Annotated in this window: 18 protein-coding genes and 1 tRNA gene; 15 read left to right on the plus strand and 4 right to left on the minus strand. The window is 34.9% G+C overall.

The window, feature by feature from the left end; all coding sequences use genetic code 11:
* Nucleotides 1-7: 7 nt before the first annotated feature.
* Together IGK01_RS05410 and IGK01_RS05415 are read left to right on the plus strand one after the other, a co-directional pair.
* Complete coding sequence (locus IGK01_RS05410) at nt 8-700, plus strand: hypothetical protein (protein ID WP_010735723.1); 693 nt, start codon at nt 8-10, stop codon at nt 698-700.
* Between the two features lie 151 nt (nt 701-851).
* The gene (locus tag IGK01_RS05415; protein WP_438840544.1) at nt 852-1901 is read left to right on the plus strand and encodes a zinc-binding alcohol dehydrogenase family protein; all 1050 of its coding nucleotides are present in this window, start codon (nt 852-854) and stop codon (nt 1899-1901) included.
* A 133-nt stretch (nt 1902-2034) separates the two neighbouring features.
* Here the strand turns inward: IGK01_RS05415 and IGK01_RS05420 are convergent, their stop codons facing one another.
* On the minus strand, nt 2035-2700 hold the full coding sequence (locus tag IGK01_RS05420) for a YitT family protein (protein ID WP_010735721.1): 666 nt from the start codon (nt 2698-2700) through the stop codon (nt 2035-2037).
* A gap of 509 nt (nt 2701-3209) precedes the next feature.
* Between IGK01_RS05420 and IGK01_RS05425 the strand changes: the two genes are divergently transcribed.
* The 8 genes from IGK01_RS05425 to IGK01_RS05460 all read left to right on the plus strand — a co-directional run bounded on the left by IGK01_RS05425 (nt 3210) and on the right by IGK01_RS05460 (nt 11663).
* Nucleotides 3210-3425 (plus strand): hypothetical protein, encoded by a 216-nt coding sequence (locus tag IGK01_RS05425; protein WP_010735720.1) that lies wholly within the window; start codon nt 3210-3212, stop codon nt 3423-3425.
* Nucleotides 3426-3553: 128 nt separating this feature from the next.
* Entirely contained in the window at nt 3554-5092 is a 1539-nt protein-coding gene (locus IGK01_RS05430) for an ABC transporter permease/substrate-binding protein (protein WP_077151639.1), read from the plus strand.
* On the plus strand, nt 5089-6036 hold the full coding sequence (locus IGK01_RS05435) for an ABC transporter ATP-binding protein (protein WP_409173820.1): 948 nt from the start codon (nt 5089-5091) through the stop codon (nt 6034-6036). The genes IGK01_RS05430 and IGK01_RS05435 overlap by 4 nt, the downstream gene beginning before the upstream one ends.
* Nucleotides 6037-6447: 411 nt before the next feature.
* A complete protein-coding gene (locus IGK01_RS05440) occupies nt 6448-7932 on the plus strand; it encodes a helix-turn-helix domain-containing protein (protein WP_409173821.1) in 1485 nt (494 codons plus the stop codon).
* A 330-nt stretch (nt 7933-8262) separates the two neighbouring features.
* Nucleotides 8263-9735, plus strand: coding sequence for a helix-turn-helix domain-containing protein (locus IGK01_RS05445; protein ID WP_438840545.1), 1473 nt, complete (start codon nt 8263-8265; stop codon nt 9733-9735).
* Nucleotides 9736-10068: 333 nt separating this feature from the next.
* Nucleotides 10069-10395, plus strand: coding sequence for an LPXTG cell wall anchor domain-containing protein (locus IGK01_RS05450; RefSeq protein WP_224434657.1), 327 nt, complete (start codon nt 10069-10071; stop codon nt 10393-10395).
* A gap of 41 nt (nt 10396-10436) precedes the next feature.
* Complete coding sequence (locus IGK01_RS05455) at nt 10437-11039, plus strand: hypothetical protein (RefSeq protein WP_010735714.1); 603 nt, start codon at nt 10437-10439, stop codon at nt 11037-11039.
* 99 nt (nt 11040-11138) lie between these two features.
* Nucleotides 11139-11663, plus strand: coding sequence for a hypothetical protein (locus IGK01_RS05460; protein ID WP_409173822.1), 525 nt, complete (start codon nt 11139-11141; stop codon nt 11661-11663).
* Nucleotides 11664-11773: 110 nt separating this feature from the next.
* On the opposite strand, the gene IGK01_RS05465 is transcribed toward IGK01_RS05460, so the two are convergent.
* Complete coding sequence (locus IGK01_RS05465; protein WP_016249999.1) at nt 11774-12370, minus strand: LysM peptidoglycan-binding domain-containing protein; 597 nt, start codon at nt 12368-12370, stop codon at nt 11774-11776.
* Nucleotides 12371-12769: 399 nt separating this feature from the next.
* Nucleotides 12770-12982 (minus strand): DUF378 domain-containing protein, encoded by a 213-nt coding sequence (locus IGK01_RS05470; protein WP_010735711.1) that lies wholly within the window; start codon nt 12980-12982, stop codon nt 12770-12772.
* A gap of 210 nt (nt 12983-13192) precedes the next feature.
* On the opposite strand from IGK01_RS05470, the gene IGK01_RS05475 reads away from it, so the two are divergent.
* Both IGK01_RS05475 and IGK01_RS05480 read left to right on the plus strand, forming a co-directional pair.
* Nucleotides 13193-13885 carry a hypothetical protein gene (locus tag IGK01_RS05475; RefSeq protein WP_010735710.1) on the plus strand — a complete coding sequence of 231 codons (693 nt, stop codon included), beginning with the start codon at nt 13193-13195 and terminating at the stop codon, nt 13883-13885.
* A gap of 96 nt (nt 13886-13981) precedes the next feature.
* Nucleotides 13982-14257 (plus strand): hypothetical protein, encoded by a 276-nt coding sequence (locus IGK01_RS05480; protein ID WP_034691354.1) that lies wholly within the window; start codon nt 13982-13984, stop codon nt 14255-14257.
* 146 nt (nt 14258-14403) lie between these two features.
* Here the strand turns inward: IGK01_RS05480 and IGK01_RS05485 are convergent.
* Nucleotides 14404-14486, minus strand: a tRNA-Leu gene (locus IGK01_RS05485).
* Nucleotides 14487-14550: 64 nt separating this feature from the next.
* On the opposite strand from IGK01_RS05485, the gene IGK01_RS05490 reads away from it, so the two are divergent.
* The 3 genes from IGK01_RS05490 (at nt 14551) to IGK01_RS05500 (ending at nt 17336) form a co-directional block, all read left to right on the plus strand.
* Nucleotides 14551-14712: a hypothetical protein gene (locus IGK01_RS05490; RefSeq protein WP_438840546.1), complete on the plus strand. Its 162-nt coding sequence runs from the start codon at nt 14551-14553 to the stop codon at nt 14710-14712.
* A gap of 134 nt (nt 14713-14846) precedes the next feature.
* A complete protein-coding gene (locus IGK01_RS05495) occupies nt 14847-16064 on the plus strand; it encodes a pyridoxal phosphate-dependent aminotransferase (protein ID WP_023519505.1) in 1218 nt (405 codons plus the stop codon).
* 435 nt (nt 16065-16499) lie between these two features.
* Nucleotides 16500-17336, plus strand: a complete 837-nt coding sequence (locus tag IGK01_RS05500; protein ID WP_010735706.1) for a helix-turn-helix domain-containing protein — start codon at nt 16500-16502, stop codon at nt 17334-17336.
* The last annotated feature ends 14 nt before the right edge of the window (nt 17337-17350 follow it).

Genomic DNA, 17350 nt, shown 5'->3' on the forward strand with positions numbered 1-17350 from the left:
GGTTTACATGACAGAAATCAAACGAAAACATTTTCGCTTTCCTGCATACGATGATCACATAGGTGTAAAGTTAAAAAATGAAAATAGGCGTGTGCTGTTTGACGGACAAGATGATCTGATGACCGATACAAGCGACAAACCATTGTTCGAGCAAATCAATGAATTTCATTTTGAGGATTATTCAAAAAATGAAAAAAATCCTCATTCGACAGTCAATGTTCGGCATGCTTCAACACAAAAAGCAAATCTAGCAAAACATAAACAAAATTTGCCAGACTATAGGCAGAGTAAAAAAACACAAACCAAACGAAACAGTCAGACGAATTTTGGCTATAATCGTCATGCCAGCCCTTCAGAGCAAAGACCAACACAAGAAAAAACAAGCCAATCACGAAGTGTATTCAATAGTTCGGGAAGAGAACGTTCTTATTTTGTACCTAAGTACGTACCAGCTTCGATCATTCCTGATCCGAAGAAAAATAAAATCTCTGAAGAAGAATTGCTCGCTTCGATCAAAAAAGAAAAGAATGCGTATCTTTTATTTGAAACAGAAAATACACCCTATGATGGAAAACAAGGTGTAACAATGAACCAAGAGAAAAGTTCAAGTAAGAAAACTCATGGAGTATTAGATCGTTCGTTGGAAGGCCTGATCAATGACCAAGGTAATTCCTTGAAAGGCAATGGTTATTTCCAATAAGTAGTAACTGCTCAAGTATGAGAAAAAGTTGTTCCTTCAAACATTCAGACACATAAGAAACAAGCAGGACTTGTGAAAAAATGTCTGGATGTTGGAGCGGAACAGCTTTTTTTTGACCGACTATATTATTGCAGTAGAAAGGAACAGGAAAATGATAAATAGACCCTCATCAATGAAAAGGTTTGGTTTTACTTATGAGACCCCTTATCCACAATTGATTGAAGAAGATACTATGGTACCAAAACCTGGCGAACACGACTTATTGATCGAAGTTGTAGCACTTTCGATCAATCCTATAGATACGAAGCGAAGAGAAATCGTCAAAGAAGAAACATTCACTGTGCTCGGCTATGATAGTGTGGGTTATGTACGGGAAATGGGCGCGGCTGTAAAGGGGTTCGAGCTGAATGACCGTGTCTATTATGCAGGAACGACTCAACGCGAAGGGAGTCAACAAGAGTATCAAATCGTTGATGCACGGATCGCTGCAAAGGCTCCTAAGAATCTTAGCGACGAAGCTGCTGCAGGGATTCCATTGACTGCACTCACTGCCTATGAATTGCTATTTGAAAATTTTCAGTTAGTTCCTCAAGAAAAAGCAAATGAAGGGAAAGAGCTTTTGGTGATCAATGGAGGAGGTGGCGTTGGTTCGATCATGACGCAACTAGCGAAGTGGACGGGTATGAAAGTTTATGCAACTGCTAGTCCGCAAAATTTTGGATGGCTTGAAAAAAATGGCGTAGATGTTCCGATAGATTACCATCATTCTCTTTATGACCAATTAAAACAAGCTGGGAGCGAGGGTGTTGACTATATCGCAGTGTTGTATGATATTGAATCCTATCTACCAGAAATAAAAAAAATCATTCAACCTTTAGGGCATATCGGAATGATCGTCAATACAAAAGCGAAAATCGATTGGAATGAATATAAAAATGATTCAATCAGCTTCCATTGGGAGTATGTTTTCACGAAAACAGATCATAATAAAGAAATCGCAACACAAGGCGCAATCCTAGAGACATTGACAAAGTTATTTGAAGAAAATAAACTTCATAGCCACGTAACCACTGTTTACTCAGATGGTATCAGCCGAGCTTCACTTGAACAAGCGATGAAGTTGGTGAAGGAAGGTAGCCAGCAAGGTAAAGTCGTTTTGTCAGGTGGGTTCAAATCCACCGGTGGAAAAATGGCTCGATAAGACAAGTAGTAAGAATGACTATAAAAAAGCAACTGTGGCTGGAACATGGTTTCTCTCGCACTATCTAAAACCAGATAAACGGCGAGAAATAAACACTTCTGTTCCGACCTCAGTTGCTTTTTATGGTAAGAGTTCAATCTATATATGAATCTTCCACAGGTTCTAATTGATTGACTGTTGGGGATGGAGCTGTGATTTTTTTGAAAGGATTAGCGAAGCGGAAGTACTTCACTTTATTCAATGTATAAGATAAAATTGAGCAACTCAAAAGAGTATAGGCAAAATGCGTAAAATCCAAATACAACAAAGACACAACTAAAATCCCAAACGTGATAACAAATAGACTTTTCCCGATATTCACATGATAATATTTTTCAATTGCTTGATAAACGATATCGGTTCCGCCAGTGCTGCCCCCAAAACGAAAAACTAAGCCACAACCGATTCCCGAAAGAATGCCAGTCATTAGACTATTCACTAAAAGATTTCCAACAGCAAAGTGGACATTTAAATTTTCCCATACATGCAAGAAGAAGACCAGAGAAAATGTTCCGACGATCGTTCGAATAAATGCATGTTTTCCAAAAATAAACAAGGAAATCAGCAATAAAGGTAAATTTATGATCAGTGAGGTGATGGAAGGCGCAAAGCCAAATAAATGATTAAGTAAAAGAGCAATTCCTGTGACACCACCGTCAGCTAATTTTGAAGGGAGATTGATTCCGGTTACCGCTAATCCATAAAGAGCAGCCCCAAAAATAATTCCACATAAGTCTAATAAAAATTTTACTTGTTTCATCTCTAACCTCTTTTCTTTTTGAAAATTTTCAGCAATCTTTATATTACACTGAACGGCTCTATAAATTCAATAGGTAAATAGAAAAAAATATACATAATGAAGTGTATTTAATTTCGGTCAATCATTCCTTGTAAAACAATCTTTTAAATCAAAAATGATTCTATGTAAAAATATGTATTGCATAATTTAGAGATAAAAAAATAGTGAATAAAATAGTGTGATAAATAAAAAAATGTATTTAAATATAAAAAAACATAAATTATTTTATTAAATTTAACGATTATGATGTTAAAACAACCGATTTTTACTTTTTTGGTCACTGACACACAACTTAAAGTATAATAATTATTGAACAAGCCAGTAAACAAGTATCTCCCCCACGAGATTTTAAAAGTTACTGGCTGTTTTTTTTGTTCAAAATTCCAACTTCTACTTTACAACGAGAACAATTGTTCGTATAATAAAAGAGCGAACAATCGTTCGGTATAAAATAATAGAGGTGATCAGAGATGCAATCAATGAGACGTTTTGGTGCGATGTTGTTGATTTTATTTTTTGGAATTATTATAGGTAATTATGGGTTACAAACAGCATTATTGATTTTTTTACCTTCGTTTGTATTATGGTTTGTGATGTGGGATGAAAAAAAGTATCGACAAAATGAACGAAAACGCAGGTATGAAGAAACCTTCTATCAACATAGAGCTACGTACGATTCAAAATAACTAAATACAAAAACAAAACTTGCAATCACTTCTCACCATCTAGTCGATTGCAAGTTTTTTTAAAACAACTTAGTTGGGGATTTACTTCGCTATGTTTATACTTAAAGGAGAACAGAAAGGAAGGTCATATGAATACGTTTATCGAAACGCTCAGTGAGAGAAAAGAAGAGTTATTCGCAGCAACATTTCAGCACTTATCTATTTCATTGATTGCATTATTGATTGCCGCAGTGATTGCGATCCCGCTTGCTATTTGGGCAGTCAACCATAAAAGAATGGCAGAATTTTTGTTACAAGTAACGAGTGTGCTGCAAACCATTCCCTCACTTGCACTTTTAGGATTATTGATTCCATTTGTAGGGATTGGCACTTTACCGGCGTTGATTGCCTTGATCTTATACGCCTTATTACCGATATTTCAAAGCACTTATATAGGATTAGCAGAAATCGATCCATCAATTGAAGAAGCAGCAGTTGCCTTTGGGATGTCTCGTTTTCGAAGATTGATCAAAGTAGAGTTACCCATCGCGCTGCCTGTCATTATCTCAGGTATCCGCACTGCGTTAGTATTGATCATTGGTACAGCAACATTAGCAGCCTTGATCGGTGCTGGCGGGCTAGGAACATTTATCTTACTAGGAATCGATCGGAATACACCTGTTTTAACTTTGATCGGCGCAATCAGCTCCGCCTTGTTAGCTATTGTTTTCAGTAGCTTGATCCGTCTATTACAACACTTGAAACCTCGTTATACGATGATCACTTTAGGCTTGATTTTGACTTTAGTCGCAGGTGCTTCCATTTATCAAACTGGTTTCTTGAAACAAGAGAAAATCACGATTGCCGGTAAGCTTGGTGCAGAACCAGATATATTGATCCAGATGTACAAAGGATTGATTGAAGAAGAAACCGAAGCGGAAGTCGAATTAAAACCGAATTTCGGTAAAACCAGTTTTCTATTCAGCGCTTTAGAAAACAAACAAATTGATATTTATCCTGAGTTTACTGGAACAGTATTAGAGAGTCTGGTTACAGTTCCAGAATCAATCAAGGACCAAAAATTAACAAAAGAAGAAACGTATCACGAGGCCAATAGACTGTTAAATGAACAGTTCTCAATGACACTTTTAAGTCCGATGGCTTATCAAAACACATATGCTCTTGCTGTTAAACGCGACTTTGCGGATGAGCACCAATTAAAATCAATTTCTGATTTAGCTAAAATCGAGAATCAAATCAAGGCAGGGTTCACGTTAGAATTTATCGATCGTGCAGATGGGTACAAGGGGATACAGGAACTTTATCAGTTAGATTTTCCGAGTGTCCAAAGCATGGAACCTAGTTTGCGTTACCAAGCAATAAATAATGGTGATGTCAATGTAGTTGATGCCTATTCTACCGACAGTGAACTGAAACAATACGATTTAGTCGTCCTAGAAGATGACCGAGGCTTGTTCCCTACCTACCAAGGCGCACCATTGATGAATGAAGATTTTGCCAATGATCATCCAGAAGTCGTGGCAGCTTTAGAGAAACTTAGCGGCAAAATAACGGAAGAACAGATGCAAACGATGAATTATCAAGTAAATGTCGAGAAAAAACAACCAGCTGAAGTGGCACGACAATTTTTGGTTGACCAAGGTTTAGTGAAGGAGGATAACAATTGACCGAACTGATTGAATTTAAAAACGTCCAAAAAACCTTTAATGATAAGTATGCAATTAGACAATTAGACCTTTCAATCAATGAGGGAGAGATCTTTGTATTGGTAGGTCCTTCGGGAAGTGGAAAGACAACTTCACTAAAAATGATCAATGGACTCTCATTACCAAGTGTCGGTGAGGTATATTTCAAAGGTAAATCATTAAAGGACTATAACTTGCAAAAAATGCGTTGGCAAATGGGATATGTCTTGCAACAGATTGCATTATTTCCAACGATGACTGTCAAACAGAATATCGAAGTGATCCCTGAAATGTTAGGCTGGGAAAAACAGAAACGATCCGAGACTTCGGATCAGTTACTGACAAAAGTTGGTTTAGATCCTGATGTCTATCGTGATCGAATGCCACAAGAATTGTCTGGAGGAGAACAACAGCGTGTAGGGATCATTCGGGCGTTAGCAGCCAATCCTGAAGTGATCTTGATGGATGAGCCTTTCAGTGCGTTGGACCCTTTATCAAGAACTTCCTTGCAGGAGCTTGTTTTATCACTTCATAAAGAATTAGGTACGACGATTGTTTTTGTTACCCATAATATGGAAGAAGCAATTAAACTAGGGGATCGCATCGCTGTGATGAAAGAAGGGGCATTGATCCAATGTGATACACCAGAACAATTATTGATGCATCCTAAGAATGACTTTGTACGTAGTTTCTTCGAGGAATCGATCCAAGAAAAAGATCAGACAGTTGAACAACTTGTACTTGCTGGCTTTTTTGAGAAAGAGATCACTGAACAACGAAGAGTGGTTCAGCTTGATACACCACTAAAACAATTATTTGCTCAACTAGAAGCAGTCGAAACAGTCAACATCTATAAACAAGAAATTCTGATTGGATCGATCTCCAGAGAAAATGTTTTTGCATTTCTAAGTGGGAAACAGAGTTGATTTGGATGTTTTAGACAGGTGAACAATGACTTATTTAGATAACTAGACACAAAGAAGTAGTGGTTCAATAAAAGTTATTTAAAAAAATATTAGAATAACAAATAAAGAAATGATTGAATAAAGGCGTTGAATTTCGGATGCTTTTATTCGATCATTTATTATTACGAATATTATTTAACGGTAAATTAAAAATATCTCATGTTATCTTCATTTTTCTTGTAGACATAAGACGATTTATATTTTAAAATTATGATTAAGTAATAGTACATATATTTTTGTTGAAATCTTATTTCAATGATAAATCTAAAAGAAAATTGAATAATCATATAAGAAAAAAATAAAAAAATCACAGACGGGGTGTTATTTTTTTTGTTTATTACTGTGCTTTTTTATTAGATTTGGGGGAGTAAAATGAAAGGAATATTAAATAAACAAAGTACAAGGCAATTAGCATTATTAGAATTGCTGTGGGAAAATGAATGGTTGACCGTATCGAAAATTGTCCAAGTCATCGGGGGAGTCGAAAAGACGATACGAACGGATATCAAACATTTAAATGAAATAATCAAACCGCTTAAAATTGAAACATCTTTTAAACACGGGGTTTTCTTGGATAAAACACTTGGGGTCTCAAAAACACATCTTTATTCTTTGTTTTTGCAAAACTGCATCGAATGTCAGATCATCGAAGAAATTTTTATCAATCCGAAGCTTTCTAAAGGTGAGTTATGTGATTGCTTGTTTATCTCAGAGACACAGTTGAACCGCTTGTTGGCCAAGCTAAATTCAGTTTTAGAAAAATTTTCAATACAAATCAGTCATGAATTGACGATTGAAGGTTCAGAGATAAATATTCGTAAATTATTTGCTAGTTTGATGTATGAAAAATATCTTTCTGCGGAACCGCTTCTTTTAAAAGAAGAGTTTGACCTGATCGATCGATTGATCCAATGTTTTTATGAGGAAAACATAACGATCATTGAAGCGAATGACCAACATCATTTTTTATTAAATAAAATACATTTAAAAGTACTAGCTGCGCTATATCGATGCAAGCAAGGCGCTTTTATAGAAAAAAAAGCAACTGTTTTTAACTACAAAACTATTTTGAATGACGAAGAATTAAAACGTAGATGTAAAGAATCTTTTGAAATTGAACTGAATGAAGACATATTATACAATTTATTTGCCAACTATTGCGAACCTTTTAAAGTGACCGGAGCTTGCCAACAGTTTGGTAGGTTTCAATCATCCTTACATAGTAAAATTGAACGACTGATCAAAGATTTATCTCAACGATTTAATATCGAGTGTTCCCATAGTGATACATTGATTGCTGACATTTTATGGAGTAGTTTTCGAATCACTGGCCCGACTTTCATATTGAACAATGTGATTGAAGAATTTGTTTTAGAATTAATGGGTGAAAATCAAACAATCATGTTTGAATTAAGAGAGTGTTTTGCAGAAATATATGAAGAACTTGAACTTAAACCGTTTGATAAGAAAAATATGGTGTATCAATCGATCTATAGTTTGGTTACACAGTGGTCTGATTTTAGGATCGAGATGAAAAAGACCTATCAGATCAAAGCTGCATTGATCTTGGATGTTCCCATTGGTCATTTGCGTATGTTGAAGGAAGAAATCGAAATGCATTTCAGAAGTACGTACTCCGTTGATATCTTGTCACCATTTGATCTGTTCAGCCAAGTAAAATTAGAAAAATATGACTGTGTGTTGACAGATGTTTGTACAATCCGAGGGTCCATCGAACAACCGAGGGTGATTGGCATCCCACATTATTTCGATAATGAGTTCATTCACAAATTACATACTTTTATTATAAACAGAAAAGAAAGTGTCAAGTTATTTAGAAAAGAACTTGTGATGTAATCTGTTTAATAATCCAATTTATTAGATATGCCTATACTGGTATATCTTTTCTTATTTTTAATTAATAAAAACGCAAAAAATCATTGCTAAACATCTGTTTTGAAAATGGTTATAAATAGAATGATCACTGAATAAATGAGAATACATTAACTTTTTAATCTATACCAATTTTTTTAATGATAGAATTATTGACATTTTCAATACATTCACCTATAAGTTCTAACGTTATTTTACCAAGCGGTCGGTAGATTGAGATTATTTTTAGATAAATCATTATGTTAAAAATAATGTAGACGTTCAATATTTTTTGTTTGGAGAGGTGGAACCGAAATGAGAGAAATCTTAGATGGACGTTTGAAACGTCAGTTGAAGATTTTGGAAATATTATGGGATACTCAGTGGATGACGACAGCTGAATTAGCCGAAATGATCGAAAGCTCAGAAAAAACAACTCGAAATGATCTTTCACAAATCAATGAGATGATTGCACCGCTGACAATTGAAACCTCCTTTAGATCAGGAGTATTGCTAAAGAAAAATATGAAAACACAAAAAGCATTCATCTATTCAAAAATTTTGAGTAAAAGTTTGGAATATACCTTACTTGAGACACTATTTTTTAGAAGAGTAAGTTCAAAAGACGATCTGAGTGATAGTTTATACATATCTGAAACACAAGTATCACGTGTTATTAATCGAATCAATCAAGTCATCAGTAAATATGAATTTCAAATCAATAATCATCTCGATATTGTAGGTAATGAAGGGAATATTAGAGATTTTTTTTCTGCTTTCTTTGCAGAAAAATATAATTTACCTGAGAATTTAATGAAAGGCGATGATCTCTCTCTGATCACGGATATCATCGAAGTATTTGTAAAAGAGAATACGATCTGGGCATTAGTCAATAATGACAATCATTTGTTTTTAGGAAATATGAAATTTCATTTATTTATTTGTTTTGTTCGTTTGAAGCAAGATTATCAGTTGATCTCGAGGAATATACCGTTTATTTTCCAACATTTCGCAAATGAAACAGAACTTTTAGGACGTATCAATGAAAAGTTTGTCGTCAATTTAAGAGAAGAAAACCTCCAACAACTTTTCTATGAGTTTTATCAACCGATTCATCCGACTTTACGATTACAATATTTAAATGTCCAAGTTGATGCAGTAAATCAAAAAAATAAACTAAATCAAGTAATTGAATACTTAGAAAATAAGTTCGGTATAGTTTGTGAAAATCGTGATCAATTGATTCATGATATTTATTGGACAACCATGAATATGGTAAGACCCACCTATATTTTACATAATAAGAAACGAGAATTTTTTCAAAACGTAAAAAGAGACAGTCCCACACTAGTGAAAGATTTAGAAGACCGATTTTTTGAGATTTATCAGACATTAGGATCTGCATTTCATAGTTATTTAGATGAAATGATCCATCAATCTGTCTTCAAGTTGTTGACTTCCTGGTCAGATCTATGGGTACAAGTACGGAAGCAAAAGATAAAACTCCATGTCGCCCTATTATTAGATAGTTCTTATGATCATATGTGTATGCTCAAAGAGGAAATCAAATTTTATTTTCGACATAATATCAATATAGAGATTCTTCACCCTGCGACAAAAATACAAAATGATTATTTAAAAAAGTTTGATTGTCTTCTGACAGATATATATTTCAATGACTATTTTGAAGTGCCTACTCTTGGAATTTCTAACTATTTAGATGAAGCCATCATTGATAAATTGGTCGAGTACTATCACATCAAAGTGGATGAACTTGCTGAGATTTGATCTACTATACAAAAATCAGTTGGCAATTATTTCTGTTGGTGGGAATTATTAAGAAAAGTTCAAACTGATTAGTTAAAATAATATGTTATTTATTTTTTCTTGATTTCATATGGACTCTATAATGCTATTTTATCACTGTTATATATGGGGGATTGGTCAATTATTGTAATTCTGGTTTGTATTTGTTACTAAAATAAATAACTATATATTCTTATTTTGTTTACCAAACTGGCGGTAAAACTTGGTTTTAAAAGTGCTGGTTTTTTAAGGATAATTGTTTTGTGGGAATCGTGTCGTTTATATTAGGAGGTGAAGGGTGAGATAAAAAAGACGATGTATTACATGATAGGTGTGTTGTTGTTATGCTTTATGAGTCCAACTGTCTATCATGCTCAACAATCAGAAATACAAACAGTTCATGTCGAAGCAACGATCGGTGATTTAGGTAATAGTTCCGAAAATCAAGACGACACAGGGCAGAGTACCCAAAATGAAGAACAGCAAACATCAAACAAAAGTGAAGGTTCTTCCTCTAATTTCCCGCAAACTGGGGAACGTTTGACCAATGGAATTGCTTTGATCGGTTTATTGCTTACTCTTTTTTCGATAGGATCGTTTTATACATTCAATCAAAAAGAAGAACGACTACAAAAAATTTAGTGAAATAATATAGATTATTTCAGCAAGGAGAGAAATTCAATATGAAGAAGCTAAGTAATTTAGCGATTGTATCTACAATTTTATTAAGTGGTTTAGGACTTGGTTCAATAAACGTTGCTGCCAATGACTTGGGATGGATTCCTGGACAACCAGACAATACACCGGGACAAACGATCAAAGGTGATGACAAAGCAGATGTTCAAGTTTCAGGATGGATCGGAGAATGGGATCCAGTTGATCCAGAAGATAAACGCTATATCGATATCACGATCCCAACGACTGTAAGATATGCAAATGCGATGGCAGAAGACGGAACGCCTCAACCAGAGATCGTTTCCCCATTATATGCAATGACAAATAATTCAACTTCACATAGAGTGATGATCGAAGTAGATAGTTTTGCGGAGACAAGCTCAACTGGGATCACTCAAGATTTGTTCTTTACACCATTAAATGAAGCAGCGGTTCGTTTGCAAAGTGCTTCTGGACAGTTCTTGAATACTCGTACTTATTTGACAACTATTGGAACAGGACAAACAAAATCCTTGAAATTTGAAGGAGCAATCACTAGTCCTTTCCAACAGGATGTTATTGTGACACCTGCATACACGATGTCATTCCATTTTTCTGCATTAGCTAACTAATCTTAGCAAAGTTGATAAGTATTCCATTACTCAGTTTAGTAGAAAGAGCCTGAATGAAAGACTTTTCAGTTATAATTTTGAGAAAGGAGGTTGAGAAAAATGGCACATAGTAATAATTTTGAAAAAAAGAATTATAGTAAAAAGAAGAGAACTTATATCTTGTTTTCTTTGCTACTCGTATGTCTTGTAGCAGGGATCGGCGGATACTTTTATTTTAATCAATCTCCTCCTCAAGTAGTGGCAGGATTGCCTGATTTAGATGATCATCTGTCAAGATTGAGTAATGAAGAGATTTTAAAAGCAATGCAAGATCAAGTAGATAAAGACAAAATGCGTATTCTTTTGAAACATGATATAGAAGTTGATAAAGAAGGAAAAGCGAGTGTCGATGTACGTAATAATGGTCAGAATGCATTCAATATCCAAGTAGAATACTATCTAGCATCAAATAATAAACAATTGTATAAATCAGGATTGATTCCTCCAAACAACCGAATAGACTCTATCCCTTTTGAGAATCTACCTGATGCTGGCAGTCATGATGTTAGAATTTTATACAATATTTATAACGAAGAAAAATTGGTCAATACAACAACGATCGATGGTAAAATCAACATTAGTTGATCGCTGATTGAAGGTAACATAAATAAAAAATGGAAGGCTCTGAAAATAGATTATCTATTTTCGAGCCTTCCAATTTTTTATTTAGCTTTTAACTCAATGATAAATTGTTCTTAGTACCAACCGTTAGCTAACCAGAAAGCTTTGGCTGCATCCCAAGAGCCATAACGAGAAGCAACATATTGTTCTGCCACTCTTTCTTGATTGGCAGCAGAATAGTCACCGTTCAAGTAAGAAGAGTCTAATTGGTAACGGCCGATATAACGTCCGTTTGTTGCTGTATAAGAACCGCTAGATTCTTTTTGTGCGATCCATTCTTTGGCATCGTTCGTACCAGTTGAAACAGCGACTTCAGTAGCTGGTGCTTGTTCTACAACTGGTGCTTGTTCTACTACAGGTGTTTCCACAACTGGCGCTGTTTCTTGAACAGGTTCTACAGGTGCTTGAGTAGCGACAGGAGCAGTTGCTTGCTCACCAGTAGGAATAGTTAATTCTTGACCTGAAAAAATCAGGTGAATGTTTGAGATTGAGTTAGCTTCGGCAATTGTTTGGATCAAGGAGTTGTCACCAACGTATTTTTGAGAAATCGTTGATAAAGTATCACCTGATTGAACAGTGTAGGCTTCGTCTGCGTGTGCAGAAGTACCCATAAATAATGCAGCGCCGGCGGCCAAAGTTGTTCCAAAAAGAATAGTTTTAAGTGATTTCATGAAAGATCTCCTTCGTATTTTAAAAAGTTATTTTGATTAGCTGTTTTCGCTAACGAGTAATACTTTACCATGATGAGACATTTCATAGGTGATAAAAACGTAACAGTTTATGACAAAGCTACCTTTTTTGTAATATTCAACGAAACATATGTAATCGAAAAACGCTTTCTTTCTTTTAATTGAAAGAATGTATGTTCTCGTTTTTTGATGAAAAAAATTAGTTAAGAAAATATTAAGCGGATAATAAATATGTTTTTTTCTATTGTAGAAGATAAAATGGGTGGCTATCTATCAGTCATAATAGCTATTCTTAAGCCTAATGACGACAATCAAAGGAGTAAATAATAAAAAAACATGGAGCAAATGGTTGCCCCATGTTCTAAAAAAATCAAATCCCAATTATTGATGTTCAACACGATTGGAGATCATTGGAAAGAATTTCAAACAATAAATAGCACAAATCCCAACAATAATATATATAGCTTTAGCTAAAATAGTCGTAGAGCCGCCTGCAATCGTCGCAACTAAATCAAATTCTAATAAACCGACTAACAACCAGTTCAATCCTCCAACAATCAACAATGTTAAAGCAATCATATCTAATGTTTTCATTGAAATTACCCCTTTCCTATATGACATACTATTATTATAAAACAATTAAAGAATTTGTACTAAAATATTGCCTGTAATTTAATTTATAGTCCTTTCATTTCAACGTTTTATAGAATTTGAAAATTTAAAATAGATATGTCTTGACAATAGACAAGTAAAAGATTAGATTTAGCTGGTTATAAAATAATAATATTTATTAAGGAGAAGAACATGAAAAAAAAATGGATGATTACTGGATTGATTGCATTGTTGCTAGGGGCTATTGGTTATACGGGCACACGGTTTGCAGGAGAAGTTTTATTCTGGGGTGGAGAATCTGATATCACTAAGATCAACGAAAATTTAGAAAAACTTGATCAACAGTTAACAAGCCATGACCAAAAAATCACTGACTTAAATAGTCAATTAGCAATAAAAAATCAAGATCTTCAAAATATACAAACAAAAGCGCAAGAATACCAAACAAAGATCACTGACTTGGAAACGCAAAAAAGCCAATTGGTTGCTGAACATGCAAATTTACAAAACCAATTAACTAGTAAAGAAAATCAATTAAATGACAAACAAATCGAAATCAACAATAAGATCAATGAAATAACTCAAAAAATAAACGAAATCAATACCCTAAATAGTCAATGGAATACTAGACTTCAAGAAATCCAGGGCAAATATACAGAGATGCAAAGTACTGTTAATCAATTAAACGAACAAATCAGCCAATTAAATCGAGAAAAAACAAATTTGCAAACTGATTTAGCAACCGCGAAGAAACAATTAGAAACTATTTCAGCAGAAAATAGTAATTTGAGAAGTTATATCGCACAATTAGAAAAAGCGAGAAACGATGCAAAGCAAACGGCGGAAAAATCTCAACAAATCGTTGATCGCCAAGTGAATAAGTAGACGTTAAAGATACTTTTTTAGAGTTGTTTTTCCAAGGAAAATCACTTGAAAAACGGAACATTTGTTCGTATAATGGTGATGAGGGGAGAGATGACAATGGAAAGAAAATATGGAACAGTCTCAAAAATCAGAACGATCAAACTAGGGGAACGACCACTGATCCGTTTTACTTTAGGCTCAGAGAATTGCTTGATTGCTAATCATAGTCTTAATTTTATTGCCGATGTAGATGAAGGAATGAAGATATTTGTGAAAGGCTACTATAATAACCGCAAGCAATTTGTCGTCAAAGACTACACGGTATTAGAAAAATCAAACATTGTTGTCGCTTTTGAAAATAGTCTCTTCCCTAAACAGAAGATCATCAAATGAGAGAACAAAGTCAATGTTCGATATCAAGAACTAATGGATTACTCTTATATAGGTAGAAAAATTGTAAATTGACTCGATGAACTGCCTTGTTTTTTTAATAACAAACAAAAAAACTCATGGCATAAACCATGAGTTTTACTTATTTATGCAGACGATGGGATTTGAACCCACACGAGCTTACGCTCACAAGACCCTCAATCTTGCATGTCTGCCGTTCCATCACGTCTGCAAGAAACAACACTTTAATCATAGCGAGTAACGAAATAGATGTCAAGATATGAAAGAGGAAAATCATGAATAAATATGATGGGGAATTTTCAATTTTAGGAATGGTGGTAGGCATTATCATTGGATCTGCATTTGGACAATTGACCATGGGGATATTCTTAGGTGTGATTATCGGAATTGCTATGGATTGGGCAGCAAATCTTTGGAACGATCGGCATGAGAAATAAAAGTAAAAAAAGTTGATTTTCATCTAGGATTTCTTTAAAACGGTGGCAAAATCCAGATGAATGGAGTATGATATGGAAATAAATGGGTATAATCAGAAATTTCTAACTTTTTTGAAACGAGGGATTGGATCACTATGAGAGAATTTGAAAAATCCAACAAATTAGAAGGCGTAAGTTACGATGTCCGCGGACCGGTTCTTGAAGAAGCAGAACGAATGCAAGAAGAGGGCATCAGTATATTAAAATTGAATACGGGAAATCCAGCACCATTTGGATTTGAGGCACCAAATGAAGTGATCCGTGATTTGATCATGAATGCCAGAGATTCAGAAGGCTATTCGGATTCAAAAGGGATTTTTTCTGCACGAAAAGCGATTGAACAGTATTGTCAATTGAAAAAATTTCCAAATGTGACGATCAATGATATCTATACTGGTAATGGGGTCAGTGAGCTGATCACGATGTGTATGCAAGGGCTGTTGGACAATGGCGATGAAGTATTAGTGCCAATGCCAGATTATCCTTTATGGACAGCTTCTGTTTCTTTGGCTGGAGGAAAACCAGTTCATTATGTATGCGATGAACAAGCCGAATGGTATCCAGATATTGAGGATATCAAATCTAAAGTTACCAGCCGGACAAAGGCAATCGTGATCATCAATCCTAATAATCCAACAGGAGCTTTATATCCGAAAGAATTATTAGAAGAAATCGTGAAAATCGCACGAGAACATCAATTGATCATTTATTCAGACGAAATCTATGATCGTTTAGTGATGGATGGCTTAGAGCATATCCCGATTGCGACTTTAGCACCTGATCTATTCGTTGTCACATTGAATGGCCTATCTAAATCACATCGTGTGGCGGGATTCCGTGTCGGCTGGATGGTGTTGAGTGGTGACAAATCAAATGTAAAAGGCTATATCGAAGGGTTGAATATGCTTTCCTCTATGCGTCTTTGTTCAAATGTTCTGTCACAACAAATCATCCAAACTGCTCTAGGGGGCTACCAAAGTGTGGATGAATTGCTATTGCCAGGTGGACGGATCTACGAACAAAGAGAATACATTTATAATGCAATCAATGATATCCCTGGATTATCAGCGGTTAAGCCGAAAGCAGCTTTTTATATCTTTCCAAAAATCGATACGAAACGCTTCAATATTACCAATGATGAGCAGTTCGTATTAGATTTTCTGCACGAGCATAAGATTTTACTTGTTCACGGAGGCGGTTTTAACTGGCCTGATCCAGACCACTTCAGAATCGTTTACTTACCAAAATTAGACGATCTAAAAGTAACGGCGAAAAAAATGCGTGAATTCCTGACAACCTACCGACAAAGATAGGAAATGTCATATTTTGGCTGTTGTGCGTGTGTATTAAGTAGGTAGTTTTAAGCGTAAGCGAGTAACTGACGGGATAAATCAAGATTTTATGAAGTAAGTGAATCACTATAACAATTGGAATCAACGATTCTTATGGGCATTTGCTTACTTCACTAAATCAACCGTTTTTGTCTGAGTTTTATTCTCATTTGACACCTGCAAATAACCAGTTTCGAGTAAGAGCCAACGAGTAGTAAAAACGATGTGATTGGCAAATTTTTTTATAAAGTAAATACGACTTCACCTAAAAGCCGTCCCGATACCGAGGCGTTTTTTTAATGTCAATTTTTGAAAAATGATTCGTTGCTATTGGACTTTTCTTGAAGTTTACAAAGTAGTCAAGTACAATACATGTAGTCATGCGAATACGCATATTTTTTTGAGAGGGGGATACTTATGGAAGCATTAGTCGATTCCTTTGGTACGATCATCAAAGAAATCCGAAAAGAACAAAAAATGACTCAACAAATGCTTTCACAAGGCATTTGTTCTCAAAGTGTGCTGAGTAGAATCGAAAATAACGAAGAGTTACCAAATGTATTAGTGATGGCTCAGATCTGTCACAGGCTTGGTGTAACGATCGATTATGTAATGAACTTATCCAAGGACAAGATTCGAGCAGCAACTAGACAGTTTGATCTTCTGGATCTTTACTTTTTAAAAAGAGATTATCGTAAATTAGAACAAGAACTAAAATCAGCGAAGGTGACAGAGAATCTCTATTCAGCTGAGGATTTTCAACGGTATTATTATTATTTAGGTGTTTGTGAATTTACATTAAGGAAAAACCTAGTAAAGGCACTTAGTTACTTGAAAGAAGCATTGACTTACTCCAGCCAAAAAGATCGGACACATGTCTGTGATATAGAGATCCAATTGATCAGCTGTATTGGTAAAGTCTATGGGGTTGCAGGGAGAAGTACAGAAGCAAGATATTATTTAAGTCGTAGCGTCCAACTCTTACATGATACGATCAACGAGCACAACAAAAGCGAATTGACCCAGATTTTTTATAATTATGGTAGTTTTCTATTTCATCAAGGAGAACGCCAAGCAGCCCTTGAACAAGTGAATCAAGGGATTCGTTGGGCACAAGAAAAAAATAGCTATTATTATTTAAATGATTTATTTATTCTAAAAAGTTTGATCTACAAACAGCAAAATGAACTGTCAAAAGCATTGTTTTATGAAGAATTAGCTCAAGCAGTAAAAAAGATTGCTAAAAGTATATAAATGGTGTAGACCAT

The sequence above is a fragment of the Enterococcus sp. AZ080 genome (assembly GCF_051714945.1).
Taxonomy (GTDB): domain Bacteria; phylum Bacillota; class Bacilli; order Lactobacillales; family Enterococcaceae; genus Enterococcus_B; species Enterococcus_B pernyi.